Annotated in this window: 25 protein-coding genes, 2 pseudogenes and 1 riboswitch; of the genes and pseudogenes, 17 read left to right on the forward strand and 10 right to left on the reverse strand. The window is 39.3% G+C overall.

Features of this window, described 5'->3' with window-relative positions:
• The first annotated feature begins 126 nt into the window (after positions 1–126).
• Entirely contained in the window at positions 127–303 is a 177-nt protein-coding gene (locus tag OLD84_RS06380) for a hypothetical protein (RefSeq protein WP_209463218.1), read from the forward strand.
• Positions 304–455: 152 nt separating this feature from the next.
• Here OLD84_RS06380 and OLD84_RS06385 read toward each other — a convergent pair whose 3' ends face one another.
• Positions 456–1,340, reverse strand: a complete 885-nt coding sequence (locus OLD84_RS06385) for a LysR substrate-binding domain-containing protein (protein WP_209463219.1) — start codon at positions 1,338–1,340, stop codon at positions 456–458.
• A 156-nt stretch (positions 1,341–1,496) separates the two neighbouring features.
• Here OLD84_RS06385 and OLD84_RS06390 point away from each other — a divergent pair, with 156 nt between their 5' ends.
• Positions 1,497–3,674 (forward strand): malate synthase G, encoded by a 2,178-nt coding sequence (locus tag OLD84_RS06390; RefSeq protein ID WP_209463220.1) that lies wholly within the window; start codon positions 1,497–1,499, stop codon positions 3,672–3,674.
• A 232-nt stretch (positions 3,675–3,906) separates the two neighbouring features.
• Entirely contained in the window at positions 3,907–4,065 is a 159-nt protein-coding gene (locus OLD84_RS06395) for a hypothetical protein (protein ID WP_209463221.1), read from the forward strand.
• Between the two features lie 77 nt (positions 4,066–4,142).
• On the opposite strand, the pseudogene OLD84_RS06400 reads toward OLD84_RS06395, so the two are convergent.
• From OLD84_RS06400 to OLD84_RS06410, 3 genes and pseudogenes are all read right to left on the reverse strand, one after another.
• A pseudogene (locus OLD84_RS06400) lies at positions 4,143–4,391 on the reverse strand (MFS transporter); the annotation flags it as partial.
• Positions 4,366–5,213, reverse strand: a pseudogene (locus OLD84_RS06405) (arsenic resistance protein); the annotation flags it as partial. The pseudogenes OLD84_RS06400 and OLD84_RS06405, both read right to left, overlap by 26 nt.
• Before the next feature lie 390 nt (positions 5,214–5,603).
• Positions 5,604–6,392, reverse strand: a complete 789-nt coding sequence (locus tag OLD84_RS06410) for an HAD family hydrolase (protein WP_209463222.1) — start codon at positions 6,390–6,392, stop codon at positions 5,604–5,606.
• A 231-nt stretch (positions 6,393–6,623) separates the two neighbouring features.
• On the opposite strand from OLD84_RS06410, the gene OLD84_RS06415 reads away from it, so the two are divergent.
• A complete protein-coding gene (locus OLD84_RS06415; protein ID WP_209463223.1) occupies positions 6,624–6,842 on the forward strand; it encodes a hypothetical protein in 219 nt (72 codons plus the stop codon).
• 173 nt (positions 6,843–7,015) lie between these two features.
• Here the strand turns inward: OLD84_RS06415 and OLD84_RS06420 are convergent, their stop codons facing one another.
• On the reverse strand, positions 7,016–7,696 hold the full coding sequence (locus OLD84_RS06420; RefSeq protein ID WP_209463224.1) for a peptidylprolyl isomerase: 681 nt from the start codon (positions 7,694–7,696) through the stop codon (positions 7,016–7,018).
• Positions 7,697–7,903: 207 nt separating this feature from the next.
• On the opposite strand from OLD84_RS06420, the gene OLD84_RS06425 reads away from it, so the two are divergent.
• Positions 7,904–8,089 carry a hypothetical protein gene (locus OLD84_RS06425; RefSeq protein ID WP_209463225.1) on the forward strand — a complete coding sequence of 62 codons (186 nt, stop codon included), beginning with the start codon at positions 7,904–7,906 and terminating at the stop codon, positions 8,087–8,089.
• A 135-nt stretch (positions 8,090–8,224) separates the two neighbouring features.
• On the opposite strand, the gene OLD84_RS06430 is transcribed toward OLD84_RS06425, so the two are convergent.
• On the reverse strand, positions 8,225–9,838 hold the full coding sequence (locus OLD84_RS06430; RefSeq protein WP_209463226.1) for a sodium:solute symporter family protein: 1,614 nt from the start codon (positions 9,836–9,838) through the stop codon (positions 8,225–8,227).
• A 163-nt stretch (positions 9,839–10,001) separates the two neighbouring features.
• A riboswitch (SAM riboswitch) is annotated at positions 10,002–10,116 on the reverse strand.
• A gap of 338 nt (positions 10,117–10,454) precedes the next feature.
• On the opposite strand from OLD84_RS06430, the gene OLD84_RS06435 reads away from it, so the two are divergent.
• From OLD84_RS06435 to OLD84_RS06445, 3 genes are all read left to right on the forward strand, one after another.
• Positions 10,455–11,039 (forward strand): TetR/AcrR family transcriptional regulator, encoded by a 585-nt coding sequence (locus OLD84_RS06435; protein ID WP_209463227.1) that lies wholly within the window; start codon positions 10,455–10,457, stop codon positions 11,037–11,039.
• 67 nt (positions 11,040–11,106) lie between these two features.
• Positions 11,107–13,557, forward strand: a complete 2,451-nt coding sequence (locus OLD84_RS06440) for a YhgE/Pip domain-containing protein (protein ID WP_209463228.1) — start codon at positions 11,107–11,109, stop codon at positions 13,555–13,557.
• A 73-nt stretch (positions 13,558–13,630) separates the two neighbouring features.
• Positions 13,631–14,062 carry a universal stress protein gene (locus OLD84_RS06445; protein WP_209463229.1) on the forward strand — a complete coding sequence of 144 codons (432 nt, stop codon included), beginning with the start codon at positions 13,631–13,633 and terminating at the stop codon, positions 14,060–14,062.
• Between the two features lie 52 nt (positions 14,063–14,114).
• Here OLD84_RS06445 and OLD84_RS06450 read toward each other — a convergent pair whose 3' ends face one another.
• Complete coding sequence (locus OLD84_RS06450) at positions 14,115–14,657, reverse strand: M48 family metallopeptidase (protein ID WP_209463230.1); 543 nt, start codon at positions 14,655–14,657, stop codon at positions 14,115–14,117.
• 261 nt (positions 14,658–14,918) lie between these two features.
• Here OLD84_RS06450 and OLD84_RS06455 point away from each other — a divergent pair, with 261 nt between their 5' ends.
• The 5 genes from OLD84_RS06455 to OLD84_RS06475 all read left to right on the forward strand — a co-directional run bounded on the left by OLD84_RS06455 (position 14,919) and on the right by OLD84_RS06475 (position 18,951).
• Complete coding sequence (locus tag OLD84_RS06455; protein WP_209463231.1) at positions 14,919–16,109, forward strand: 3D domain-containing protein; 1,191 nt, start codon at positions 14,919–14,921, stop codon at positions 16,107–16,109.
• Positions 16,110–16,271: 162 nt separating this feature from the next.
• Positions 16,272–16,415 carry a nitroreductase family protein gene (locus OLD84_RS06460; protein ID WP_209463232.1) on the forward strand — a complete coding sequence of 48 codons (144 nt, stop codon included), beginning with the start codon at positions 16,272–16,274 and terminating at the stop codon, positions 16,413–16,415.
• Positions 16,416–16,439: 24 nt separating this feature from the next.
• Positions 16,440–17,093: a carboxymuconolactone decarboxylase family protein gene (locus OLD84_RS06465; protein ID WP_209463233.1), complete on the forward strand. Its 654-nt coding sequence runs from the start codon at positions 16,440–16,442 to the stop codon at positions 17,091–17,093.
• Between the two features lie 387 nt (positions 17,094–17,480).
• Positions 17,481–18,263, forward strand: coding sequence for an HAD family hydrolase (locus tag OLD84_RS06470; protein ID WP_209463234.1), 783 nt, complete (start codon positions 17,481–17,483; stop codon positions 18,261–18,263).
• Between the two features lie 106 nt (positions 18,264–18,369).
• Positions 18,370–18,951: a CBO0543 family protein gene (locus OLD84_RS06475; protein ID WP_209463235.1), complete on the forward strand. Its 582-nt coding sequence runs from the start codon at positions 18,370–18,372 to the stop codon at positions 18,949–18,951.
• Positions 18,952–19,130: 179 nt separating this feature from the next.
• Here OLD84_RS06475 and serA read toward each other — a convergent pair whose 3' ends face one another.
• Positions 19,131–20,717 (reverse strand): phosphoglycerate dehydrogenase, encoded by a 1,587-nt coding sequence (gene serA / locus OLD84_RS06480; protein WP_209463236.1) that lies wholly within the window; start codon positions 20,715–20,717, stop codon positions 19,131–19,133.
• Between the two features lie 572 nt (positions 20,718–21,289).
• On the opposite strand from serA, the gene proB reads away from it, so the two are divergent.
• From proB to OLD84_RS06500, 4 genes are all read left to right on the forward strand, one after another.
• On the forward strand, positions 21,290–22,390 hold the full coding sequence (gene proB, locus OLD84_RS06485) for a glutamate 5-kinase (RefSeq protein ID WP_209463237.1): 1,101 nt from the start codon (positions 21,290–21,292) through the stop codon (positions 22,388–22,390).
• Position 22,391: 1 nt separating this feature from the next.
• A complete protein-coding gene (locus tag OLD84_RS06490) occupies positions 22,392–23,639 on the forward strand; it encodes a glutamate-5-semialdehyde dehydrogenase (RefSeq protein WP_209463238.1) in 1,248 nt (415 codons plus the stop codon).
• Between the two features lie 541 nt (positions 23,640–24,180).
• Positions 24,181–24,438 (forward strand): type II toxin-antitoxin system Phd/YefM family antitoxin, encoded by a 258-nt coding sequence (locus OLD84_RS06495; RefSeq protein ID WP_209463239.1) that lies wholly within the window; start codon positions 24,181–24,183, stop codon positions 24,436–24,438.
• Between the two features lies 1 nt (position 24,439).
• The gene (locus tag OLD84_RS06500) at positions 24,440–24,751 is read left to right on the forward strand and encodes a type II toxin-antitoxin system RelE/ParE family toxin (protein ID WP_209463240.1); all 312 of its coding nucleotides are present in this window, start codon (positions 24,440–24,442) and stop codon (positions 24,749–24,751) included.
• A 267-nt stretch (positions 24,752–25,018) separates the two neighbouring features.
• Here OLD84_RS06500 and OLD84_RS06505 read toward each other — a convergent pair whose 3' ends face one another.
• Both OLD84_RS06505 and tatA read right to left on the reverse strand, forming a co-directional pair.
• Positions 25,019–25,783, reverse strand: a complete 765-nt coding sequence (locus OLD84_RS06505; RefSeq protein WP_209463241.1) for an NRDE family protein — start codon at positions 25,781–25,783, stop codon at positions 25,019–25,021.
• 232 nt (positions 25,784–26,015) lie between these two features.
• Positions 26,016–26,237: a twin-arginine translocase TatA/TatE family subunit gene (tatA, locus tag OLD84_RS06510; protein ID WP_209463242.1), complete on the reverse strand. Its 222-nt coding sequence runs from the start codon at positions 26,235–26,237 to the stop codon at positions 26,016–26,018.
• Positions 26,238–26,248 lie beyond the last annotated feature (11 nt).

A 26,248-nucleotide genomic window follows, 5' to 3' on the forward strand; every position in this document is an offset into this window, starting at 1 on the left:
AAATTCCTCACAGCCTGATTTAATCCTTCAGCAACAGACATGAATGAATCGTGATGTTCAATGCTAATCACATAGCCATAACCATACGTCCTGAGCGCACTAATAGTATAGAAGGTGAGTGAAGACATGATGCAACGGAATATAGAAAAATTTGATGATGCATTTCCTAACAGTGTATTTGCAATTCCATCTGCCCCTGAAGATCACTGTGTAAAAGTTGGCGCTATGATAGGATATTGCCGTGCAAACGGGGTAAAACTGCAGGATTTAACTGATGAAGAAAAGGAACAGTTTATTCGATAAGTGCTACTGTATAGGTGTTACACATTATAAGAGTTATAGATAAAATAAAATGATTCTAACAAAACCTTGAAAGGGTATACCCTTTCAAGGTTTTGTTAATTAGTATTCTTCTTTCCAAGCTTCGTACGCCTTATCCAAGCCTATATAATATTTTAAACCGTAAACGATTCCGACATGGTGATAAATTCACGTACAGCGAACGGCAAGTAGGTGTTCTTTCTCCAGATCATGCCTAACTCCAAATTAACAACAGGTCTGTTAAAAGGAATGGTGATAATTTCTTCATTGTTAATCTGGTCGCAGATTTTACTCGGTAATAAAGCAACACCTAACTTTGCTTCAACCATCTCAACCATAAAGTCTTTTTGCGAGCTTTCACAGACGATATTTGGATAAAAACCATGTTTTTCGCAAGTGTCAATAATACTGTCGTGTAAAGAGAAATCATTCCGGTACAAAATAAATGCCTCTTTTTTAATATGTGAAAAGTCGATTGTTCCTTTTATAGCCAAGGGATTGTCTTTTTGTACAATTAGCATTAACGGATCCTTTAATAGTTTAACAGTTTCAAAGTTACCTTTTTGAATGGGTACATTACAAACTAAACCAATGTCAAGTGTTCCTTCATCAACGCCATCTTTGATTTTGTTACTGCCAACTTCAGTTAAGATCAATTCAATGGAAGGATAGGCTTCTTTATATTGGCTGATTAATTTTGAAAAAAATGCAGCGCCAATAATCGGGGGGATTCCAATTTTAATTTCGCCTTTTTTTAAATCAATGACATCATTAAGTTCAGATGTTAAATTCTCAAACGCATACAGGACATGTTTCGCATTTGTTAAAAGGGCTTGGCCTGCATCCGTTAGATCCAATTGATTAGCCCCTCTATAAAAAAGCGGAGCACCGAGCTCGGTCTCCAGGTTTTTAATTGTTTTGCTTAATGATGGCTGGGAAATATGAAGGATGGATGCTGCTCTTGTAAAGTTCAACTGCTTCGCAACTTCTGCAAAATATTCAATCTGCCTTATGTCCATGATAGGCACCCTCTCAAGCCAATAATGTGTAATTGTGCCTTATTATACTACAAGGTATAGCCAAAAGGAATAACGTTCATGCAAAAAATGTATTTATGTTTCTAAGCTACTCTGTAATAGAATAGGAGTAGAATGAAGGAAGTGGAGGTATGACGAATGGTGGATTACGTGAAAAAGGGCAGTATTCAGGTTGCAAAAGAGCTTTATGACTTCGTTAATTTGGAGGCACTACCGGAAACAGGTCTTGACATCGAAACGTTTTGGGCGGATTTTGGGAAGCTTGTCTCCGATTTGGCTCCGAAAAATAAAGATTTGTTAGTGAAACGCGATGAATTTCAAAAGCAAATTGATGCTTGGCATAAAGAAAACAATGTATTTGATTATCATGAGTACAAGGCATTTTTGGAGCGCATTGGCTATTTAGAGCCTCAGGTAGAAGATTTTAGCATTACAACAGAAAATATTGACGACGTCATTACACGTCAAGCTGGGCCACAGCTTGTTGTACCGATTGATAATTCGCGCTATACGATCAATGCTGCTAACGCACGCTGGGGCTCACTTTATGATGCATTATACGGAACGGATGCAATTAGTGAAGAAGGCGGCGCCGAGAAGAAAGATTCATACAACCCTGTACGCGGCGACAAAGTCATTGCATTTGCAAAAAACTTCCTTGATGAACATGCACCGCTTAAGGTTTCATCACATACAGAAGCAAAAAAATATACAATCGTTAAGGGGAAATTAGAAGTCGTACTTAAAAACGGCGACACAACGGAGCTTAATGATGCTTCTAAATTTTCCGGCTACCAGGGGCAAGCGGAAGAGCCCAGTGCTGTCTTGCTGAAAAATAACGGCTTACATTTTGAAATTCAATTCGATCGAAATCATTCGATTGGAAAAACGGACGAAGCGGGCGTGAAGGATATTTACTTAGAGTCTGCAACTTCCTCCATTATGGACTGTGAAGATTCCATTGCAGCTGTAGACGCCGAGGATAAAACCCTCGTATACCGCAACTGGCTAGGCCTGAACAGAGGGGATTTAACATCTGTATTCACAAAAGGCGGAAAAGGTGTGACACGTACATTAAACCCTGACCGCACTTACACAGGCCCGAACGGCGAAGAAGTCATACTATCCGGTCGTGTGCTTATGTTTATCCGTAATGTTGGTCACTTAATGACAAACAATGCGATTCTGGATGAAAGTGGACAGGAAGTTCCTGAGGGTATGATGGATGGTGTGTTTACAAGCTTGATGGCTAAACACGGTCTCCTAGGAAACGGCCCATTGCAAAATTCGAAGGAAGGTTCTGTTTATATTGTTAAGCCGAAAATGCATGGTTCAAAAGAAGCTGCTTTCGCAAATGAATTATTTAACCGTGTAGAAGATATGCTTGATATGAAGCGCAATACACTCAAAATAGGGTTAATGGATGAAGAACGCCGTACCAGCTTGAATTTGAAAAATAGTATTCATGAGGTAAAAGAAAGAATTGTTTTCATTAATACAGGCTTCTTAGACCGTACAGGTGATGAAATCCATACATCAATGGAAGCAGGCCCAATGATCCGTAAAGGTGAAATGAAATCATCCACTTGGCTGAATGCCTATGAGAAAAATAACGTACGTGTTGGCTTAGCTGCTGGTTTAAAAGGGAAAGCGCAAATAGGTAAAGGAATGTGGGCTATGCCAGATTTGATGGATGCTATGCTTAAGCAAAAGAGAGGGCATTTACAGGCAGGTGGGAACACAGCTTGGGTTCCATCACCAACGGCAGCGACATTGCATGCCCTTCACTACCATGAAATTGATGTAAGAAAAGTACAAGTGGAGCTAGCAAAGGAAGTAAAAGATTACCGTGATGAAATTTTGCAAATTCCAGTAGTAGAAAATCCAATCTGGTCAGCAGAGGAAATACAGGAGGAGCTTGATAACAGTGCACAGACATTGCTTGGATACGTTGTTCGTTGGGTCGATCATGGTATCGGCTGTTCCAAAGTTCCTGATATTAACAATGTTGCGCTTATGGAAGACCGGGCAACATTGCGCATTTCCAGCCAAATGATTACAAACTGGCTGCACCATGATATTTGTACAGAGGAGCAAACATTAAATACGTTGAAGCGCATGGCCAAAATTGTTGACGAACAAAATGCAGGAGATGCATTATACCGTCCAATGACGCCTAACTTCGATGAATCGATCGCATTCCAAGCGGCTTGCGACCTTGTATTTAAAGGAAAAGATCAACCAAGTGGCTACACGGAGCCAATTCTTCACCGTCGTCGTCTTGAAGCGAAAGAAAGTAAGCATGTTATAGAATAGAGATAGGGGGAGGTGATTATATCACCCTCCATAGGAGTCGGTAGGGGAATGTTGCTTTAGAAGGTATTCAGTCCGATACCGCACCTATAAATAATGACGTAATAATATTTCAAATGGGCTTGCTATATTGACATTTTCACGTATATAAGGTATATAATAGTTAACAGAACTCACCACGCCTCTCACAGAAGCGGACACGGTGGGTCTTTTTTATTTCTAGGGGGAATTTGGGATGGAAAAAGATATCCATATAAAAAAGCCGACTACATTTTCTGAACAAATTGAATTAATTAAATTGAGAAATCTTAAAATGGAAGATTCTGCATTTGTGGAAGAAACGTTGAAGAGAATTAATTATTACAGACTCTCTTCATACTATGCTCATCATTAAAAAAGATAATGTATTGAAGGTACAACATCTAATTAGTTATTAGCTATACATGAGGTGGAAAAGTCAAATAAAACTTAAAATAAGAATATCGTTTTCCAACTTGCAATAGGCAAGAGTAGTATTGCGCCACCAGCCATTGGTGCGATCATTGACGCAACAGCATTGATGACCATTAAAAGCGAGAAAAATTTCGTAAGCTCTTTGCCGCTAAACACATCACGTACAACGGCACGAGAAAGAACAACCCCTGCAGCGGCGGTGAAACCCTATAAAAAACGTGCTGCAATCAATATTGTAATGTTTGGTGCAAATGCGCAAAGAAGAGACGATGGCAAGGACAGATAATTCAATCAAAGGTCCAATACCAAGGCCAGAGCAATGAGAGGCTGATCCGGGAATGCTGTTCCAGCTATAGCCACTTCAACTGGTGAGTTTCTGGCAACAATCGTCAAATTTAAACTAACCGAATCTTCATAAGAAAACTTTAAAAACCTACTAACCAGACACCCTATCACATAATTAATAACAAAAAACAGCAAAATTGGTATCATTAAAATGTAAATGACTCCTACGTTTTCAAGTAAGTAAGAACCTTGGGAAGCAAACATTGCCATAATGGTCAATGCTAAAAGAAAATCTGAGCATTTGCGAAAAAGGGAATAACTTTGTTGATTAAAACAGAATCTTTTCTTCTAAATAGGTATCGTGTAAGGTGCGCAAGTATGAAAGGAATAACCAACACAATCAAGACACTCTCTATAAGCGTTGTTATAGCTATCGTTTCAATGGTTCCAACAAAAAGTACTACATATACTGGCAGAAGCACTACTTGTAGAATTAAATTAATCGGTAAAATCGATACATTTCCTTTTGCTATGCCAGTAAACACGTGATACCAATCTGTACAGGGTGTCACCATAAGCATGATAAAACCAATCCATAAAGCTGAATGATCAGATAATAATACGGCTCCTAAGCCCCAAGCTAACAATGGTGTCCATATAAAATTAATGATGGTTGCTGGATCCGAGGAATTTAATATTGGAAAGAAGAGCCTTATTTAATCGTTGCAAGGGGATCGTTAAAAATAGTCCATATAGCATCATGAATAGAAACGGAATAACGAGAGTCTCCGCATATTGTTCAATTAGGTCTACTTGTCCTAATGAAAGACCTTAACCAACAGCAAATAGTATGATGAAAGCTTGTAGTTTCTCTATTGTTCCCATAAATGAATCTCTTTTCTCTTGAAAATTAGTTGTTTACACCTAACCTCCTACAGACGAGTATAATACAATCCATTAATTATTGCTTTTAAGAGGATGTTCAAAAAGGTTCGGAAACAACGACCTTTTGCTAAAACCGCCCAAATCCTGTGGGCAACGCAGAAGTAACCACAACACGCGTAAACTCGTTGGCTTGCTTTTCTGTTGTGTTTAATAACGGTACAAATAAAAATCCGAATCGTATCTGATTCGGTAAGGTTTCACTATATAATTAATGCACACGTTCCATATCCCTATCCTTTGCCTCACGCTTTATACAGCAAAAGAATTCACGAGGTAGCGCTCAATAAAGTCAGCTAAGCCGTCGGATTCATGATGCCCTGTAACAAAATCAGCTGCGTTTTTGACCGTTGAATCAGCGTTGGCCATGGCGACTCCAGTTCCGGAATTACGAAGCATTTGTATATCGTTTGGACCATCTCCTACTGTGATTACTTCGGATGGGTCTATTTCATAAGCTCGAAGTAATGTTATAATGGCTGACCATTTTGAAACCCCATGAGCGACCAGTTCAAATCCATCACTCCAATCAATAACAGCTGCTTCTTCTTTAAACAAATTCGACAGTTGCGAGCTAGGAGCACCTGTCCGAATACTGTATTTTAGCACATCCTGATAATCCACATTTCTCAAATTCCCTATATAACATGGCGGGACTCTGCCTTCTCTTGTCCATTCAGCTATTTCTGTAGTCATCCGGTTGCAATATAGGCCAGTAGCAGTGTGTACAAAAACGTTGTAGGAACTTTCTTCAGTTACTTGGTGAAATCGTTCCTCATCCAACATGACTGGTTTAATCTGAATCGCTCTTCCTGTTCGGCCATCATGAATGGAGGCTCCGTTTAAACAAATCATCGGTGTTTGCAATTTAAGCGCTCTGTGGTAAGGGGCTGTTATTTCGTATTGACGCCCGGTCGCAAGAAAAACCTTAATCCCTTGATTGATAAGCCTATCAATCGCTTCTGCATTACGCTGGGAAATCTCGTTCGAAGATGTTAGCAGTGTTCCGTCCATGTCAATAAATATCGCACGTGTATTCATTTTTATTTTTCCTCCTTTTCTTTGATACATACATTGTATCATCTGAATGTAAAGGCAACGTTAACGGACTGTATTTTTCACATTAAGTTTGTAATCAGGGGATTTTCTCTCTTTTCAGTAGTTTTTATCAGGTGGCAATTTGGGACCCGTGGTTAATAGTGTAATGCTAAACTTCCTAAAATAAGCGGTCAATCCCTTGTTGCAGAAGAATTCCGCGTAGCAGGGTACATATTGAAAGGCCGATATGAGTTAAAAGGTGAAGTCACCATTGTTAAGGATGACCTGGGATTAGCAAAAGGCGAGGTTATCATGGTTAAAGGTGATCTGGAAGTAGTAAAAAAAGAAGTGAAATCTCATAGTCTGCGTTTCAACAACTTAGAAAAGAAATTAGATTTGCTTACGTCGCAGAACAACTCATGCAGCCAAATGCTATCAACTAAAAATAGATAATACGAATGATAAACTAGATGAAAATATTGTGGCAAAATACGAAAGTGATTTTATTACAGAAAAAGTCCATTACCTAGAAAAAAGTTTTCAACTAATACAACAGTAATTCTTTAAATATATAGTAAACCTTGTAATTAGTAGCAGAGAAAATAATTCCCTGCTACTAATTCAAATTATTCCACTTCTGGTTCAGGATAGTCATACCCTTTCGTATCTACTTCGACAGACTCTATTTGTTGATCTTCAAGTGGTTTATCGGAATCATCTCGTTCTGCGTCAACAATGTTATCAACGACATCCATTCCTTCTGTTACTTCTCCAAAAGCAGCATAGTCTGTATCAAGATGTGGGGATTCTTCCGTCATAATGAAAAATTGTGATCCAGCAGAATTGGGATCATTCGTTCTGGACATGGAAAGAATTCCTCGATCATGCTGCAGGTTATTTTCAAATCCGTTTGAACTGAATTCCCCTGCAATAGAGTAGCCTGGTCCACCAGATCCATCACCTTCAGGATCTCCGCCCTGTATCATGAATCCAGGAACAACTCGGTGGAAAATTTGACCATTATAATAGTCATCTTCAATCAATGAAATGAAATTGGTGACTGTATTTGGAGCGATATCCGGATATAACTCAGCGATGATGTCTTCTTCATAATCTGCCATTGAAATGGTGACAATTGGATTTTCTTCAACATCTTCTAAGTATTCTGCTTGCTCACTTACTGAATCCTCTGCTGTCTCCATTTGTTCATCTGTTTGATCATTTTCTGATTGTCCTCCACAAGCAGCCATCATTATCATGAGTAACGCGACCGCCAGAAGTGAAAGTGTTTTGAACTTTTGTAGCATGATAAACCTCCAGTATAAGATTACAATTAATAGTATAGCAGGATAAATGTGCGATTACATTTAATTATGCGTTATCTGGGTTATTACTTTTTTTAAAAATAAAAGCAAAGATAGACCGACACACAAATTATACTTAAGGGTGGCGATGAACTGTACGTAGGTTGTCCCGATTGCATAAACTAGTAAGTATAGGGAAGGAGGTTTGAGATGAAGCCTTGTTGTCATCAAACCAATATACGTCAAATACGTGTTAATCAAATGTCGGGTGGATCATCTATTAATTATGGGGATTCGATTCATAAAGGACTGCAAGCCAATCAAAAGATTAACACCAGCGAATATGTTATTGGAGATGAATTTAGTTTTGCAAGCCCGGAAGAAGAGGAAGAGTAGGTTAGTAATCCCCACCCATTAGTGGGGATTATTCAAAAGAAAAAAACGAGCGTTCGCATAATTGAAACTAAATCTAAATTACGGTGTTAGGAGAGGAGTTGAGACTAGTAACCTCTCCCATTCAGTCATAAGAAGTCAAGCCCCCTTTTTTACATAAGTTTGGGAAACTTGCTTCTCTTTTACAAATAATAATGTAGTAATAAAGAAGGTGATGACTGCAGCGAATGCAAAGAGGCCGAATAGCCCTTGTTCATATAAAGGCTCGAAATATGCCACGTTGATTCCGATGAGAACAACTCCTGCAAATAAAAAGCTGAAACCTTTTACAGCAGTTCCCTTTGTTTGAATACTCCATTTTCCTAGTGTTGTTAAAACAGTAACTAGGATGATAACTGCAATATTGACGGACATTCCAACCCATACTGGGTGGATGTTAAGGAAAAATTGATCAGGTTCCCAACCTCCTAAGTGATACCATAATAACCCGGACACAAACCCGGTAGCAAGAGAGGCAATAACAGCGCTTCGAGTAACGAGCGGCCAGAATAAGGCTGCTACGACAGGGGCGAATGTGGCCGAGTTTCGTATCGTCCAGGCGAACACATTCCACCATGCTGATTGTTCCGTACGAAGGGTACCAAATAGAATCATTAGTCCTGTTAATAGTAAAAGAGACCACTTCGTATATTTCACTAACTGTTCGGGACTTGCTAGTGGAAAGATCGCACTTCCTGTATCTTTTCCTAAGCTAGTGGCACCGGAAAATTGACAAGGTGCTCCCCAGCCAAGCGCACATGCCCATATTCCAAGGAAAAATAAACCTACGAGCGGAGCCGGAAGTACTTCCATTAGGTACAGTGGCAAGGCGACTAAACCAAGGCCTTCATCCGGTACTACGACTGCAGCTGACAGTCCAAATAATATTCCAAAAAATATAAAAGGAAGACTCATTATTTGAGCGATAATTAGACCTTTTTGCCCTTCTTCCGGGGTACGAGCAGATAGGGCCATTTGAAATGCAGCCTGGGCCAGGATGACATTTACAAGAAACGTTCCGAACCATACTAAAATCACTTGAAGACCTGCCCCTCCAAAATCGAACATCTCAGGACGGTCGAATGCGAGCTGCTGTATTCCTGATATACCAGGATTGATAAAAAATGCAATAGCTCCAACAATGAACATCAATGTGAAAACGATCGTATTCATCGATTGTGTAAATGCAATGGCCCACATGCCGCCTGCCTGTAGGTATATAAATAATAAGAGCGCGGTGAATGCGATGGAAACGGATAAAGAAATCCCGGTAAAGACGTGAAAACCGGATGCAAATGCAATGGCAGTTGCAACCGACCACATTGGAAACGCAAATGCGGTAATAGCCCCTGATAAAGCTTTAGCCCCCCGGCCATACCGATCTCCAATTAACCCAGAAACAGTCGTTAACAATTTTTCTCGAAAAGGTTTAATAATTAAAAGCGCTATGATCAGCACTTGAATTGTTTCTGCTACTCCATACCATACCGCAGAAACACCAGTTAAATAAGAAAGTTCAACGATTGATATGTAAGTTGATCCTGAGAATAAACCAGTAATACAGAAGGCTACGGTCCACCATCTGAAGTTTCTTCCACCGACAAAGTACCCATCCCCGTGTGTTGCTTTTCGTTTTGCTCTATTACCTACTATGATTAAGATGAGCGTATAAATTAACGCAAAACTAATTGTCCAAATTCCATATGCTGTCATAACTTGTTCCCTACTCTCCATTTAATATATATATAAATGCTTGGTTAAAAGGCACAGATATATAATCCAACCATACCATCCTGTCCACCTGTCAAATTTCCTTTTAAATAGTAAAAGCCCCTTTCTCTGAAAAGAAAAAGGGGCAACATATCTAGTATTATCCCTTTTATCTTTCAGACATTGTCTGCTGGATTGGGCACCTTGTTATAAGAAAATTATACTTATAATGGTTGCCGCGGGCTCATAGGACCAAGTTCCTCCACCGCTCTCGATAAAAGATTTATTTAATTTTAGTTTTTAACAGTATAGAATGAGGATTCGAATTTGTCAAATTACTAATAGAGAAATAGAATCTATATTTACGATCAACAGATAATAGACATGTTCACAATTGGAATTAATGAATGTAACTCCTCAAGGAGAGGGCTTAGAAATTGAGTTTACTAGATTAGGAAGAAGCTCGGTTTACTGTGGCAATTAAAGAATAGTATAAATTATATAGTAAGCCTTGTAATAAATAATTAGCTATGATATAAATATAAAATGACCAATTTGGTATTATAGTCATTATCAAGTTTTTGAATTCACCTAATTTGAAGAAGGGCATGATTCATTAATGTTAGAAAATAAACGTGGACTCATTTTAGATTCAGCTGCTAATTCGTTTTCCATGTATGGCTTTAAAGGAACCACGATGGATAAAGTAGCTAGTCTTGCCGGGGTTGGCAAAGGAACCATTTATACAGTATTTGATAATAAGGAAGATTTATTTGATGCGGTTTTGCAGCAAATAATTATTGAGATGGAGCACATATTTTATAAATGTATACTTCCTGAGAAATCTGTTTCAGATAATCTTTATGAGGCATTAAACCAGTTGCTTGAATTTAGAAAAGAGCATCAGGTAATGATGAAGCTGACGTATGAGGTGCGAATGTTTGGTACGGATCATTCAAAACAGGCACTCGATAAGATAGAGGATGCTATTATACAGTGTGTTGAGTCGCAACTCATTCAAGCCGTTGAGCAGAAGAAAATCTATGCATCGGAACCGAGTATTACAGCATTTTTATTATATAAACTGTATATGAGTCTTGTTTTTGACTATGAAGAGAAGTATGGGCGGTTAGATAAAGATTTGATAGCCAAAATCTTTCAGCAGCATTTCATGTATGCGCTGATTCATAACAAAGAGATGTAAGTCTCTTTTTTTACTAATAAGTGACCAATTGAACAAAATGGTCAAAAATAAAATTTGGAGGGGAAATATGAAGGGAATAAGTCATGAACTGAGAGGTATTTTTGCATCCAAGAAATTAGTTATCGCACTAATGGGGATTATCTTGATGCCGCTATTATACGGAGGCTTGTTGATTTGGTCGTTCTGGGATCCGTATGGGGAAATTGAATCGCTTCCTGTAGCGGTAGTTAATGAGGATGAAGGCGCAATGCTAGAGGGAGAGGAAGTACAAGCGGGAGACGAATTTATAGCTAATCTTCAAGATGAAGCTGCATTGGACTTTCATTTTGTGAGCGAAGCAGAAGCCCGTCGAGGAATGAACGATTTTGAATACTATTTTTATGTGCATATTCCGGAGGTGTTTTCGGAAGACGTTATTAGTGTGATGGAAGATGAGCCGGCAAGAGGAACACTTTATTATGAAGTGAATGAAGATTATAATTTCGTTTCTTCGCAAATAGCGGACAGTGCTATTTCTGAGATGGAGGAGGAGTTATCGGAGGCATTAACATTTGCTTATGTCGAGGTTGCGAATGACTCTTTTAACACATTCAGTAACCATCTAAATGATATTGAAGACGGAACAGAATCATTGCTTGAAGCGAATTATACAGTTCTAGATGGAGCAGGGGATTTGAGTAGCGGTCTGGCTGAGTTAATGGATGGAGTAGGTGAACTTACTGAGGGAATAGAGCAATTAAATACAGGTGTTAAGCAGGCGGAAGCAGAATGGCTACATGTGACAGATACCCTTGAACACTCCGACCAAATGGAAGAAGGGAGGAGTACGTTCGCGTCAATCAGAGACAAAACGGAGGAAATAGAAGCTTTTCTGGAACATGGCGATACACATGCACTAGAAGAACAGCTGGATGAATGGCTAGATCTTGTGGAGACATTAAATCAATCACTGGATAGTTATTCCATAACAGAAAACCTAGACCATGTTGAATCGGTATACAAGGATATGGAGAAGGCACAACAGAGAATGGATGAAGTCGCGGAGAAACTTGAAAGAGAAGAAGAAGGTATGCAAGATGTATTTGATGAAAGCCTACAATTAGCAAATGACGTTGAGCAATTTTTGAATGAATTCACGGTGCTTGCATCGGAACCTATAGAAACGATTGAAGAGATGGAAGCTCATTATCATAAACTTCCAGACCTTCTGGATAATCATTTTCCTGAATGGGAGGAGAATGAAGAATTGGTTGCATGGTACGAAAGTGGTCTTGCGGACTTCGAGGGAGAACCGAATGATCAATATGAAATGGAAGAACAAGTAGATAATATGAATAGGCGTCTCGTTGAATTTCAAAATCAGATGGAGGAAGAGCAACAATCGATGGAATCTATTGTGGAGCCAATTGATGATGGCAAGCAAGAGATTAATAAAGTTGTAACGGCATTGGACACCTTCTATGACGGTTTGGATGAGGCGGAAGGAACTTTACATGCGTTGGAATCAACACTTCAGGATATTCAAGAGGCTGGAGAAGGGCTGCAATCATACGAGAACTTCAATACTATTGAAACAAAGGTTTATCAGTCGGTAGCTGAAGTAAATGATGGGCTAGATAACTTAGAATCTGTTTATCAGACGGCATTAAGCTATCAAGATGAAGTGACAAGTGGATTGGCACAGCTTTCTGAAGGAACAACGAATGCTAGTGATGGTGCTTCGAATTTGGAAGAAGGGATAATGGAAGCGAATAGTGGTGGAAAGGATTTGGTAAATGGACTGGAGGATGTCAGGGAAGGGACCAATGAAATTAATTCGAATATAGCTGAACTGGCTGAAGTTACGAATGGAATCTCCCCTTCAGCTGAGCAGGAAGAAATGGCATCTTCACCAATTGAATCCCAAAGTACGTTTGAAGAAAGCAATTACTCTTACGGGGAGGGCTTGACACCCTATTTTTTGTCTATTGGTCTTTATGTCGGAGCCCTTACGTTGTCGATTATTTATCCATTCCGAGAGGCGTTAGGTCCGCATGAAAATGGGAAACAATGGTTTCTTGGAAAACTTGGCGTTATTCTGATAGTGGCATCGCTACAGGTATCCGTTTTACTTGTGTTTCTTTTGTATATTCTTAATTTATCGGTCGAATCTCCACTGGCATTTATAGGCTTTACGTACCTGGTCAGCTTTGTGTTTATGAGTCTTATTTTTATGTTGGTGGGTGTGCTAGATAACCCTGGAAGGTTTATTGCAATTGTTTTATTAATTCTGCAGCTTGGTGGAAGCGGTGGAACCTTTCCGGTTGAACTTCTTGCTTCACCACTTCAAACAATTCATGGATGGCTACCAATGACTTACTCTGTACTAGGTTTTAGATCGGTTATTTTTATGGACTCACCCGTTCTATTAGGGCAGAGTATGGTGTTTTTAGTTACGATGGCGATTATAACACTAGCGATCACGTTCTACTTTTATCACAAAAAGTATCGTAAATTGGGGAATGATGTGGAAAGTTAAGGTATAAGCATGTTCCATTATGATATAATAAAGAGAGAAAGATGGTGCTCAATATGCAAGGGAGGGTTTCAAGATGACGAAGAAAATCCTTGTGGCTTATGATGGGTCTGAGCTAAGTAAAAAAGCAATCCATGAAGCAAAGTATCAATCGAAACAAGAGCCAGAAACAGAGGTTCATGTTATTTCGATCATTAGGCAAACGGGTCCAAACACAAATACGATTATATCCCGTAGTTTGGCGAATGAAGCAGCAGAAGAATTTCGTCCGCAAATGCAAAAGGTTAAAGAAGAATTTGATGCGGAAGGGATAGAGGTTCTAACAGAGGTTCTTGTTAGTAATCCATCAACGAATATAGGTGGGGAAATCTGTGAGTATGCAGCGAATAATGAGATTGATTTAATCATTATTGGAAGTCGTGGTCTAGGCGGCGTAAGGAAATTCCTTGGAAGTGTAAGTAACAATGTCGTTCAAAACGCTGGTTGCCCAGTTATGGTTGTTAAATAAAGTTTTAAAAATCCAGTTCACACTTCATTGAGCTGGATTTTTGTATGTAAATTTATAGAAATGAAAGCGAGCAAGTCTGCTCCTTCTGGTGTTGGAGGGAAAGTCCGTTAACGCGTAGCCATTCTTTTCTATATTCATAATCTGGAAGAATGAATTTGACGAGTTTCCAGAATTCCACTGAATGATCTTGAATGATTAAATGTGTCAATTCATGTACGATAACATAATCAAATACGTTTGAGGGTGCCATGATTAGTCGCCAATTGATGTAAATATCACCATCAGGCGTGCATGTACCCCTCCGTTTATGCTGTGTTCGAAGGTTGATTGATTTTGGCTGTACATTGAGAAGCGATTGATAATAGGTTGTGCGTTGCTGAAGCTTTTTTACCCCCTGCTTACGGTACCACCTAATCAGTTGTTTTTCCAATGTATCTTGTACCTGCTTTTGTGACCAGTTTTGAGGAACCGTGGCAATGAATCTGCCTTGGTAGAAAACAAGATTTGCTAATGTGATTGATATTTTCATGTCTCTGCGCTCTTGTCTGTATAGGATGTAGTCGATTGTTGTTGTGCCATATGTGAATGTGGGCATTGGATTACGAACCTCCCGCGGTTGCTTGTAAGTTTTATGATAGCATTTCTGTATAAAAATAGTTTTTCATTTCAATTCATTAATGGAAGAAGTGCGTTGTGGAGGTTTAACCGATGTTTTCCCAATAATCAGATGGTAGCAAACTATTAAATTTATTACCATTCGATAACGCTTGTAATCTACTTTTAATATTCGTGTAACCTAGTGCCTGGAAGAATGTGCTATTATAAGTTGAATTGAAAATTTAAGGGGGACTACATAGTGAAAAAATTAGTAGCTACGGTTGCTACAGGTGTCATTGTAGCTGGCGCTTCTTTATCAAATGTTTCAGCAGCGGAAGTTCAGGTTCAAAAAGGTGACAGCTTATGGAGTATAGCAAACGCATATAACACGACCGTTGACGACTTATTTGATGTAAATGATTTAAAGTCATCTCTTATTCATCCAAACCAAATACTAATCATTGACGAACAATACAAAGTAGAAAAAGGTGACACTTTATCCGGTATCGGAAACAAATTTGGTGTACGGGTAACTGATTTGAAAGAATGGAATAACCTTAAATCAGATCTCATCACAGTCGGTCAAACGTTAACTATTAAAGATACAAATGCTGAAAAGAAAGATGTAGCTGTTGCACAAGTACCTGATAATAAATCAGCCAATGTCAACGAATCATCTAACGAAAATAATCAGCCAAGTGAAGAAGTAGAAGCTGAAGCTGAAGCCGAAGCAGCTGCAAAAGCGCAGGAAGAAGCGGATGCTAAAGCCGCTGCAAAGGCAGAGAAAGAAGCTGAAGCCGAAGCAGCTGTAAAAGCGCAGGAAGAAGCGGATGCTAAAGCTGCTGCAAAGGCAGAGGAAGAAGCTGAAGCCGAAGCAGCTGAAAAAGCGCAGGAAGAAGCGGATGCTAAAGCCGCTGCAAAGGCAGAGGAAGAAGCTGAAGCCGAAGCAGCTGCAAAAGCGCAGGAAGAAGCGGACGCTAAAGCCGCTGCAAAGGCAGAGGAAGAAGCTGAGGCCGAAGCAGCTGCTAAAGCAAAAGAAGAAGCTGAAGCCAAAGCTGCTGCGGAAGCACAGGAAAAACCAAAAGCAGAATCAACTGAAACACAAGAAAAAACGCAGACTGTAACAAAAACGGAAGACAATACACAGGAAAATGCTAATGGTGAAACATTTTCTGTAACTTCTACAGCATATACAGCTGGTTGTGAAGGTTGCTCTGGTATTACATCAACAGGACTTGACTTAAATGCAAATCCGAATAAAAAGGTAATTGCTGTTGATCCAAGCGTTATTCCACTAGGCTCTAAAGTATATGTTGAAGGCTATGGCCATGCAGTAGCAGGCGACATCGGTGGCGCAATTAATGGTAATAAAATCGACGTTCATGTTCCAACAACCGAAGACGCATTTAGCTGGGGCGTACGTACAGTTGATGTAACTGTAGTAGAGTAGTAAATTAATAGAATTAGAATAAATAATAAAAGGAAAGCATCTTTATAATAAGATGCTTTCCTTTTTTCTTTGGCAGTAAAAATAAACGTTTACAAGCACGTTCCCTCATTCAAAAGCCGAAATTATGTTAGTATTGAATATAAACAGAAAAGGGTGACAAGTATGGATGTATTTCAAGCGATACAGAAACGTCGAGAAATCACCAAATACGAAGATCAACCAATTTCTGATGTGTTAAGAAAAGTAGAGGATGCAGGAATTTTTTCATCTACGGGAAATAATCTGCAGCCAGAAATTTTAAAATAAATTTTAACGAAGGGAAGTTTTACCATGTCTAATAGTTTCTATCAAAAAAGCCATATGGCACATTTAAACCAATTAAAAGATCTTGCTCCTGAGCAACTACAAGCATTCGCATCGTTTAATGAAGCAGTTTTGAAAGAGGGAGCGCTAACGAAAAAAGAGAAAGAAATCATCGCTGTAGCAATAGCTCATGTTACTGAATGTCCTTATTGCATTGATTCGCATACGCGAAACGCAAAAGCGGAAGGGGCTTCGCTTGAAGAGTTGACAGAAGCAGTATTTGTCGTTGCGGGTATCGAAGCAGGTGGAGCAGTAACGCACAGTACACATATGCATGGTGCAAAGGATGCGGAAGCCGGTGATGCGTTATATCTTCGCTCTAATCTAAAACAACTTGGTAATTTAAGTAAATATGCTCCTGAAGGATTCAAAGGATACGCTGGATTCAATACGGCAGCTATGAAAGCTGGTAAATTGAGTGTGAAATTCAAGGAAATTATTGCAGTGGCGGTAGCTCATGGCACGCAATGCCCATATTGCATTGAAATTCATACTCAAAATGCGGATAAAGAGGGAGCGACCAACGAAGAATTATCAGAAGCTGTTTTAGTGACATCTGCTCTACTTGCAGGTGGAGCCTATGCACACATGGCTAATATGATTGAAAGCTATGGGGAATAAGGAAATTAGTGATATCTCTACTTAAGTTACGTACAAGGAACTAGTCGTTGTATGTAACAAATTCAACGAATGTTAGATTATCTGTAAAACAATTTGACTATCAAAATGCGCTGATTTGATAGTCAATTTATTTGTAGACAAGAAAGTATAAACTTACCTAGCCTAACAAAGTAAAGAACACTTTTTAAAAATCCCTTTAACGAATGCCACGTTTTACGACAGATGCGTATAACAAACATCTGGTAGAATACTAGAATTTTACTTGTTAAATGGTTTTGCTATACTAATAGAGGATGTTCAAAAGGTCGGTTAAAAATGCCGACTCGGTTCTTTTTATCCTGCTTATTGAACACGCAAAAAACACACTAATAGAAAGGGGATGAGTAGATGATCAAAGCAATTCTGTTTGACCTGGATGATACGCTGCTTTGGGATGAGAAGAGTGTTGAAGAGACGTTTAAAGCAACTTGTGAGATTGCAGCGAAGAAATATGATATTGATCCTATTATGCTAGAAGAGAAGGTTCGTAAAAATGCTCGGGCGCTATACATGTCTTATGATACATATGATTTTACACAGATGATTGGGATAAATCCATTTGAAGGTCTGTGGGGTAATTTTATGGATGATGGTGAATCTTTTCGCAGATTAAGAGAGCTGGCTCCAGTGTATCGCAGAGATGCCTGGACGAGTGGGTTGAATGATTTAGGTATTGATGATCCAGCATTTGGCCATGAGCTGGCAGAGACTTTTCCCAAGATTCGAAGGGAAATGCCTTTTGTATACACGGATACCTTTCGCGTTTTAGATCAGTTAAGAGGGGAGTATCAATTATTGCTCCTTACCAATGGTTCTCCTGATCTGCAGCAAACTAAACTTGATATTACGCCGGAACTTGTGCCATATTTTGACCATATTGTCGTTTCAGGTGCTTTTGGAAAGGGGAAACCGGACGTGTCTATTTTTGAACATGCACTGGATCTTCTTTCTGTTCAAAAGGATGAGGCAGTAATGGTCGGAGATAATCTAATGACAGATATTCTAGGTGCATCGAGGGTAGGAATGGATTCAGTCTGGCTAAATCGCAAGCAAAACACGTCAAGGGATATCAATCCAACGTATGAAATCTCGGATTTGGAGAAGTTAGTTCCACTAGTTAAGAAGCTTTAAAGAAGTATTGATATGCTTATTTATATTTCCATTGTATTACGCTTACACATAGATTTGAATTACTTGTGAAAACTACATGTAACTTGTTGTATGAGGGGCGAATGTAATGGAAAAGAATCATTTAGAATCCTATCTAGAGATTAAATCATTGAAAGAGCAAGTAACCCAGTTAGAGGCAGATTACTGGTATATGTACTCTAATATTGAAACATGGGAATTTTGGGTGATGTTACTGTTATTTTTTATTATGCCATTAGTGGTTTTATACTTTTTAATCGATAGAAGTAAAATATTCTTATTAGGTTTCTATGGTTTTAATATTCATGTTTGGTTTGGCTATACAAACTCATGGGGAGATAGACAGGGATTGTGGGGATATCCACACGAACTTGCGCCTTTTCTTACAGGAAATATATCCCTAGAAGCTACATTGATTCCGGTAGCATTTATGTTGGTTTATCAATGGACATTAAATAATAACAAAAATTATTACCTTTATACACTAGGATTAACAATCTTTTTATCATTTATCATTAAACCAGTGCTAACGTTGCATGATTTGTTTGAATTACATAAAGGGGCTAACTTCTTACATTTATTTCTAATGTATATTGGGATATTCCTCTTTTCTAAATTGATTACAACTGTATTTATAAAGATGCAGAAAAACCAGATTCGTCCTACTTGATAGCTTTGAGTATCGTTTTTCATGACCACTACTTTTTTCTAGGCTGTTTTCTAAAAGATTGTTGTTATTATTATATTAAAAATTTCAACTGCGGACATAATAGCAACAAAAAGCCCTTTTCCTAAGTCAAAACAGCATGTGATCTGAATTCAAAGATCACATGCTGTTTAGCTTTTACTTCATAGGTCTATCCCTGTCACGTCATAAATTTCTTCTAATTGTTTTAATGTCTCTAGTTCATCCTGTTCCATATGCTTATCGACCGTCAGCACCATGATTGCATTCCCGCCGATATCGGATCGATCCACTTGCATGGTTGCAATATTGATATTGTGTTCTGCGAGAAGGGATCCCATCCTGCCAATCACACCTGGCTGGTCTTTATGATGAATGACAACGATATGTCCAACTGGTGTGACATCAACACTGTAATCATCTACTTTCACAATTCGTGGTCCCATACCATTTAACAAAGTTCCTGACACGCTTCTAGTTCCAGATTTTGTTTTGACCTCAACAGTTAGCAGATTGGTAAAGCCTTTCGTTGATGTCGTTTTACTTTCATGAACGGTTATTCCTTTTCTTTCGGCTAAATAAAGAGCATTCACGTCATTTACATGGTCGCCGAGATGTCGTTGCAGCAGTCCTTTTACCGTGTTTCGGGTTAACGGTGCTACTTCTAATTCAGATAAATCACCAGAGTAATAGATATTTACTTCTTCCGCTACATCTTGTGTTAAGCCAATCAGGAAGGAGCCTAGCTTTTCCGCTAAATTAAAGTAAGGTTCAATTTTATTCATAATTTCTCTTGGTACAGAAGGTAAGTTAACTGGATTTTTGACCAATCCACCTGTTAAAAAAGTTCCAACATCATGACTGACATCGACTGCCACATTTTCCTGTGCCTCAAAGGTGCTTGCGCCTAAGTGCGGTGTCGCAATTACTTCTGGTAGTTCCAGTAGTTTGTTATCCAGGAATGGTTCTTCCTCAAATACATCCAATGCAGCGCCCACGACTTTTTTGGAGATAATTGCGTCGTATAATGCTTCCTCATCAATGATTCCGCCACGAGCACAATTGATGATCTGCACGCCTTGTTTCATATTTTGAAAAGCTTCTGCATTAATCATATGCTTCGTTTCTTTCAACAAAGGAGTATGGATGGTAATAAAGTCTGCTGCTTTAAGAACCTCTTCAACTGTGCCATAACGAATCCCCATCTTTTCTGCTGTTTCTTCTGTTAGGAATGGGTCATATGCCATCACATTCATGCGTTGTCCTTTTGCTCTAGAGGATACTTCTGCACCAATTCTACCAAGACCGATTACGCCAAGTGTTTTGTTTTTCAGTTCCACTCCGACATACTTTTTTCGCTCCCATTGATGGTTTTTCAATGCGTTATAGGCCTGCGGAATTTTCCTTGATAGAGACATAATCATAGCCATTGTATGCTCTGCTGCTGAGTTTGTATTCCCATTAGGGGCATTGACAACAATAATGCCGTGTTCGGTAGCAGCATTTAAGTCGATATTATCTACTCCAACCCCTGCACGGGCGATAATTTTCAAGTTGGTAGCTTTCTCGATTATTTCGCTTGTAACTTGTGTCTGACTTCTAACTAGTAGCGCATCGAAATCAGCAATTTTTTCTCCTAGTTCATCTGGTGTTAAATTCGTATCGGTAATAATGTTCACATTTTCCAAGCTACGAAGGGGTTGAATACCTTCTTCACTAAGTGGATCCGCAATTAATATATGAAACGTCATTATGGTACCCCCTCTATCTATTGTCCTAAATAAATTTCTCGAGCTGCTCGTTTTCCTGTGCCAAGTAATTGGTGAAAGGCTTCGTGCACGTATGCAGGAAGAACGTTTTTAGACTTTCTCATTTGCCAGCAAAAACAAATTTCGTACATATAAATATTTCTAATGATATCAGATCTAGATTAGTTGTCAATGAATTTTGTTAATTAGCAATGAAAGTGTCGAAGGGTTCAGTCACTTATGGTCGCTGTTCCCCTTGACATAAAAGAGGATTCGGTTCATAATAATTCTAATAGATATAAATGAACGTTAACGAAGGATTAGTATGTGTATCTTGATGTAATAGAGAGCGGAATTTATGAGCTGAAAGGTTCCGCATGCAGACAAGCCATAGAACCTGCCTTCAGAGTCCCGTCGTAATAGTTGGGCGCTTCTTCAGCGTTATCGGAGTAAAGTGGAATGTGCAGGAACATTCAATAATGGTGGTACCGCGGAAGCGAAGCTCTTTCGTCCTTTTTACAAGGGATGAATGGGCTTTTTTTATGTCGTATTAAAAAAATCTAGGAGCAATCAACATGGGAAAAAAACGAATCGTTGTCAAAATAGGTAGTAGTTCTTTAACAAATGATAAAGGTGAAGTTGATCAGGGGAAATTAGCTGAACATATTCAAGCTCTGGCAGCTCTTCGCCAGGCAAATCATGAGGTTATTTTAGTTTCTTCGGGGGCAGTTGCGGCAGGCTTTACTGGATTAGGCTATTCTTCCAGACCTGTAACAATTAAAGGGAAGCAAGCGGCGGCGGCTGTAGGACAGGGATTGTTAATTCAATCCTATATTGAAAAATTAAAAGCGTTCAATCTTATTTCTGCGCAACTTTTATTAACGCGAAATGATTTTTCCAATCGGGAACGCTATCGAAATGCTTTTTCTACAATCACGGAGCTGTTGGAACGCGGAATCCTGCCAATTATTAACGAAAATGATACCGTATCGATTGAAGAATTGACATTTGGCGATAATGATATGCTTTCAGCGCTTGTCAGTGGTTTTGTCCATGCAGATCAGCTGATTATTTTAACAGACATAAACGGGCTTTATGATGGAAACCCACGGAAGGATCCACTTGCTGAGAAGATTCATTTTCTGGAAAATATTACAGATGACATGGTTAATGGGACTGATGATACAGGTTCAAAAGTTGGCACAGGCGGGATGAAGTCAAAACTACTTGCTGCAAAAACGGCGATGACGCTTGGCGTACCTGTCTTTATCGGCCACGGGAATGGTACAACTAAATTGCTGGACGTATTAAACGGGGAAGGGGACGGCACTTATATTGCCAATCAGTTCCATGCTCCGGTTAATACGAGGAAACAATGGATTGCATTGCATTCGGAAAGTGCTGGGGAAATTTATGTCGATCAGGGTGCAGAAGAGGCCATTTTATATAATGGAAAAAGCTTATTACCTGCAGGCGTTTTTAATGTAAAAGGAACATTCCATAAAGGGGATGTGGTAAACGTATATGGTACAAGCGGTTTTTTGGGCAAAGGTGAAATTAATTGTTCATCAGATGAACTAAAAAAAACAGTCGAAAAACGAGATGACGTGCGTGGTGTTGGAAAGTCCGCTGAAGTTATCCATCGTGACGGCTGGGTGAAAATGGGGAGTGAATAACATGACGGAAGTGCGAAAAAAGGGGCAAGCGGCTAAAGAAGCTAGTTATGTATTGACAGGGGTAACGAGTGATGAAAAAAATGCTGCGTTACATGTTATTGCGGAACAGCTGGTAGCAGATCAAGCGAGCATTCTTGCAGAAAATGAGAAGGATATCAGCGAAGGAAAAGCCAAGGGCCTGTCTGAAGCGGTGCTCGATCGTATTATGTTAAATGAAACACGGATAAAAGAAATGGCCTCAGCGATTAAGCAGATAGCTGAGTTGGAAGATCCGATCGGAGAATTACTTGAAACGATTGAAAAAGAAAATGGTTTGCAGATTCAAAAAAAACGGGTTCCTATAGGTGTCATTGGGATGATTTACGAGGCAAGGCCAAATGTGACGATTGATGCGGCAACACTAACCTTGAAAACAGGAAATGCGGTGATTTTAAGAGGAAGCTCTTCAGCTACATTTTCCAATATCGCACTTGTTGGCTCCATTCACCATGCACTTGAAAAGAGTGCTCTGCCGGTGGATGCGGTGCAATTAATAGAGGACACAAACAGAGAAACGGCAAAAGAATTATTTCAGTTAAACGATTATTTAGATGTGTTGATACCAAGAGGTGGGAAAAAATTAATAGATACCGTTGTCCGTGAATCGACGGTACCAGTCATCGAAACAGGAGCGGGCAATTGCCACATGTTTATTGACGAAACTGCTAAAAAAGGGATGGTGGAGGAAATTGTATTAAACGCGAAACTGCAGCGGCCATCGGTCTGTAATGCAACAGAGTCGATTTTGATTCATGAGAAGTGGTTTGAGAAGCATGGAGCCAGCTTACTTTCTCAACTCGATGCAAAAGGTGTGGAGATATATGGGGATGAAGCAGTTTGTAACGCATTTTCAGAAGCAAGATCTGCGACAGAAGAAGATTGGTATAGTGAATACCTAGGTTTATCTGTCAGCGTTAAGTTGGTTTCAACGAATGTAGAGGCCATCGAGCATATAAATAAATATGGTACGAAACATTCCGAAGCCATTATTACAGAAGACGATCAACATGCTGCTATTTTCCTGCAACATGTAGATGCAGCAGCTGTCTATCACAATGCTTCTACAAGGTTTACAGATGGATTTGAATTAGGTTATGGAGCAGAAATTGGTATTAGTACACAAAAACTACATGCGAGAGGCCCAATGGGGCTACCTGCATTGACGTCGAGTAAATTTTATATATATGGGAATGGGCAGATTCGGAACTAACAAAACGTAAGCGAACAGTTAATGATGCTGTTCGCTTATTTTCATTCCATTTGAAAGGAAAATTGATTCTCTTTTTTAAAGATACCTTTATCATAGACGCGCTCATGAAATGTGACGTTATCTTGATTGTTCGATTGACCGAACAGTGCCTGTGACACCTCGGATTTTGTCGAATTCTGGATCTGATGCTCTGACCGCGGGATAAACAGCTGTGAACGCTGGATGAGGAACTCTGAACGATGAAACAACAGTCCTTCTCACCACAACAATCGGAATGAAGTCTGCCTAGTGCGATTGGGAGGGCTAAAGGCGGAAGCAGGAAACACACAACAGATCGAATCAATCAAATCGTTCATAGATTTGAAGAACAAGTGGATGAGATGAAAACACAAGAAGTGACATATAAATACAAAGTTTCTATGATGCTGGGTAATTGAAATCGGATTATCGCAGTTTGAATTCAGCATAGAAATGGGCTTATTAACAATGGATATCATATCAGCAAAGTGATATAATAAGAATATATTATGGAGGTGCTAATATGCCAAACATTCGCCCAAGTTCGGACTTGAGAAATAATTACAATGAGATATCGGAATTTTGCCATAAATATAATGAGCCAATGTATATTACGAAAAACGGCCAAGAGGATTTAGCAGTTATGAGTATTGAAACATACGAAAAAATTATTGGTAAATTTGAGCTTTATACGTTAATAGATGAAGGTATCAACTCCATGAAAGTAGAGGAAGTTCGTCCATTCAGGGATGCCTTGTCGGACATCCAAAAGGATTTATAAAGTGATTTACAATGTTGTCATTACAACGCCTGCTGAAAATGATTTACGTGAAATAGGCAGGTATATTTCAAAAGAACTCTTGGAGCCTGAATCAGCACAAAAAGTGATTGGAAAAATTGCAGATGCAATCATAAATTTGGAGCATATGCCATATAGAAATGCTCTGGTACATGATACTCGTTTAGCAAAAATGGGAATAAGGCATTTATTAGTAGGGAATTACATTGTATTTTATACTGTAATTGAGGATAGGAGATCAGTTACAATTATACGAATGCTTTATAATAAACGTAACTGGCAGAACCTGTTATGAAAGGGAGAACCACTCAATCTTTTCTCTCCTCAACACCACAAGCGCCCTATCGTAACCTGTAATTCTTTAGGAAAAAAAGTCGTTAAACAACTAAATTAGACTATATGGCATATACGCCTAATGAAATCACCATTTCTCCTAGACTTCCCCCCAATAAAATGAGGCCATCGAGCATATAAATATGGCACGAACATTCCGAAGCCATTATTACAGAAGAAGGAACTAACAAAACGTAAGCGAACAGTTAATGATGCTGTTCGCTTACTTTCATTCCATTTGAAAGGAAAATTGATTCTCTTTTTTAAAGATACCTTTATCATAGACGCGCTCATGAAAAGTGACGTTATCTTGATTGTCGATGAGCAGAACAGTGGAGGAGCGAGTACCATAATCCGGGGTTTGGATGAATAGGGGAGACAGTTTTCGTTCGAACTCTATTCCTACACCTGTTTCTGGTAAATCCTCATCTCGAGCGTGTTCTGCATCTGAAATAATCTCAAAAAGTTCATCGGGTTGGATTTTTTCCTGGTTCATGACATAGTCTCGCAGGTTTTTCTTTCCTTTTGTTACTTTTGGCCATGGAGTGTTCAGCGTATCATTACTTAACCCATGTGTTCCTGGTGCTATTTCGGTTATTTCATCATGTACATTATTGTAATGGAATAATTGGTCTTTATCGCCGACAATTACATTGAAACCCACATATTTACCTTTGTCCTGTTTTAATGTATGAAGAAATGATGTTGCAGAAATATCGTTGGCTAAATAATTCGTAACAATTTCACCCCGAGAATACGTGCCAGCTTGCATGTGATCCGGATCACGAAAATTCGTTAAGGCAGCAAAACGCCCCTGCTTTGTAACGCCAAGCCAGGTTCCCATCTGAACCAAATCCCGTCCTGCCAGAATGTGCGGTTCGTCTTCCCAAAAGTTAGCAGGCGCAGTTGGGCGACCATAAAACTCATCACGGTTCGCAGCAACAATTAATTTATAATTTGGATGATCATTTAAATGAAAATTAATTAAGCACATCGTTACATCCCCCTTTAGGGAGTATTATACGGGAGGGGGAGGGGGCATGTCGACCGAACAGTACCAGGCACGCTCCCAGTTTTTGTCGAATGCTGCTATGAACGCTGGACGAGTGCTCTGAGCGCTGGACAGGACGCTCTGGACGCTGGACGAGAGTCTCTGGACGCGGAACAAACAGCCCCGAAAGCTGAAAGGCGAACAGTGACAGGCACTGTTCGCCTTATAACTATAACTATTCTGTTTTTTCTGCTTGAGGGTCATATGTTTCGGTTTTTTTTACTTCTTCTATTGGATCATCATCATCACTCACGAGGCTGCTGGCTGATTTCTTAAATTCCGAGAGGGTTTGCCCAAAGGCAGAACCGATTTCTGGTAGTTTTTTCGGCCCGAAAATAATTAAAGTGATGATTACAATGAGAATTAAGCCCGGGATGCCTATATTTGTAAAGCCCATTTTCACACCTC

Origin of the sequence: Virgibacillus natechei (genome assembly GCF_026013645.1) — a bacterium.
Classification (GTDB): Bacteria; Bacillota; Bacilli; order Bacillales; family Amphibacillaceae; genus Virgibacillus_L; species Virgibacillus_L natechei.

What these genes read in the sequence shown, in the direction of transcription:
- OLD84_RS06460 (WP_209463232.1), top strand. Translation starts at nt 16,272, where the DNA reads ATGGATGTATTTCAAGCGATACAGAAACGTCGAGAAATCACCAAATAC.
- OLD84_RS06470 (WP_209463234.1), top strand. Translation starts at nt 17,481, where the DNA reads ATGATCAAAGCAATTCTGTTTGACCTGGATGATACGCTGCTTTGGGAT.
- OLD84_RS06465 (WP_209463233.1), top strand. Translation starts at nt 16,440, where the DNA reads ATGTCTAATAGTTTCTATCAAAAAAGCCATATGGCACATTTAAACCAA.
- OLD84_RS06435 (WP_209463227.1), top strand. Translation starts at nt 10,455, where the DNA reads ATGTTAGAAAATAAACGTGGACTCATTTTAGATTCAGCTGCTAATTCG.
- OLD84_RS06420 (WP_209463224.1), bottom strand. Translation starts at nt 7,696, where the DNA reads ATGCTACAAAAGTTCAAAACACTTTCACTTCTGGCGGTCGCGTTACTC.
- OLD84_RS06505 (WP_209463241.1), bottom strand. Translation starts at nt 25,783, where the DNA reads ATGTGCTTAATTAATTTTCATTTAAATGATCATCCAAATTATAAATTA.
- OLD84_RS06475 (WP_209463235.1), top strand. Translation starts at nt 18,370, where the DNA reads ATGGAAAAGAATCATTTAGAATCCTATCTAGAGATTAAATCATTGAAA.
- OLD84_RS06430 (WP_209463226.1), bottom strand. Translation starts at nt 9,838, where the DNA reads ATGACAGCATATGGAATTTGGACAATTAGTTTTGCGTTAATTTATACG.
- OLD84_RS06385 (WP_209463219.1), bottom strand. Translation starts at nt 1,340, where the DNA reads ATGGACATAAGGCAGATTGAATATTTTGCAGAAGTTGCGAAGCAGTTG.
- OLD84_RS06395 (WP_209463221.1), top strand. Translation starts at nt 3,907, where the DNA reads ATGGAAAAAGATATCCATATAAAAAAGCCGACTACATTTTCTGAACAA.
- OLD84_RS06495 (WP_209463239.1), top strand. Translation starts at nt 24,181, where the DNA reads ATGCCAAACATTCGCCCAAGTTCGGACTTGAGAAATAATTACAATGAG.
- OLD84_RS06425 (WP_209463225.1), top strand. Translation starts at nt 7,904, where the DNA reads ATGAAGCCTTGTTGTCATCAAACCAATATACGTCAAATACGTGTTAAT.
- serA (WP_209463236.1), bottom strand. Translation starts at nt 20,717, where the DNA reads ATGACGTTTCATATATTAATTGCGGATCCACTTAGTGAAGAAGGTATT.
- proB (WP_209463237.1), top strand. Translation starts at nt 21,290, where the DNA reads ATGGGAAAAAAACGAATCGTTGTCAAAATAGGTAGTAGTTCTTTAACA.
- OLD84_RS06450 (WP_209463230.1), bottom strand. Translation starts at nt 14,657, where the DNA reads ATGCCCACATTCACATATGGCACAACAACAATCGACTACATCCTATAC.
- OLD84_RS06445 (WP_209463229.1), top strand. Translation starts at nt 13,631, where the DNA reads ATGACGAAGAAAATCCTTGTGGCTTATGATGGGTCTGAGCTAAGTAAA.
- OLD84_RS06440 (WP_209463228.1), top strand. Translation starts at nt 11,107, where the DNA reads ATGAAGGGAATAAGTCATGAACTGAGAGGTATTTTTGCATCCAAGAAA.
- OLD84_RS06390 (WP_209463220.1), top strand. Translation starts at nt 1,497, where the DNA reads ATGGTGGATTACGTGAAAAAGGGCAGTATTCAGGTTGCAAAAGAGCTT.
- tatA (WP_209463242.1), bottom strand. Translation starts at nt 26,237, where the DNA reads ATGGGCTTTACAAATATAGGCATCCCGGGCTTAATTCTCATTGTAATC.
- OLD84_RS06410 (WP_209463222.1), bottom strand. Translation starts at nt 6,392, where the DNA reads ATGAATACACGTGCGATATTTATTGACATGGACGGAACACTGCTAACA.
- OLD84_RS06380 (WP_209463218.1), top strand. Translation starts at nt 127, where the DNA reads ATGATGCAACGGAATATAGAAAAATTTGATGATGCATTTCCTAACAGT.
- OLD84_RS06490 (WP_209463238.1), top strand. Translation starts at nt 22,392, where the DNA reads ATGACGGAAGTGCGAAAAAAGGGGCAAGCGGCTAAAGAAGCTAGTTAT.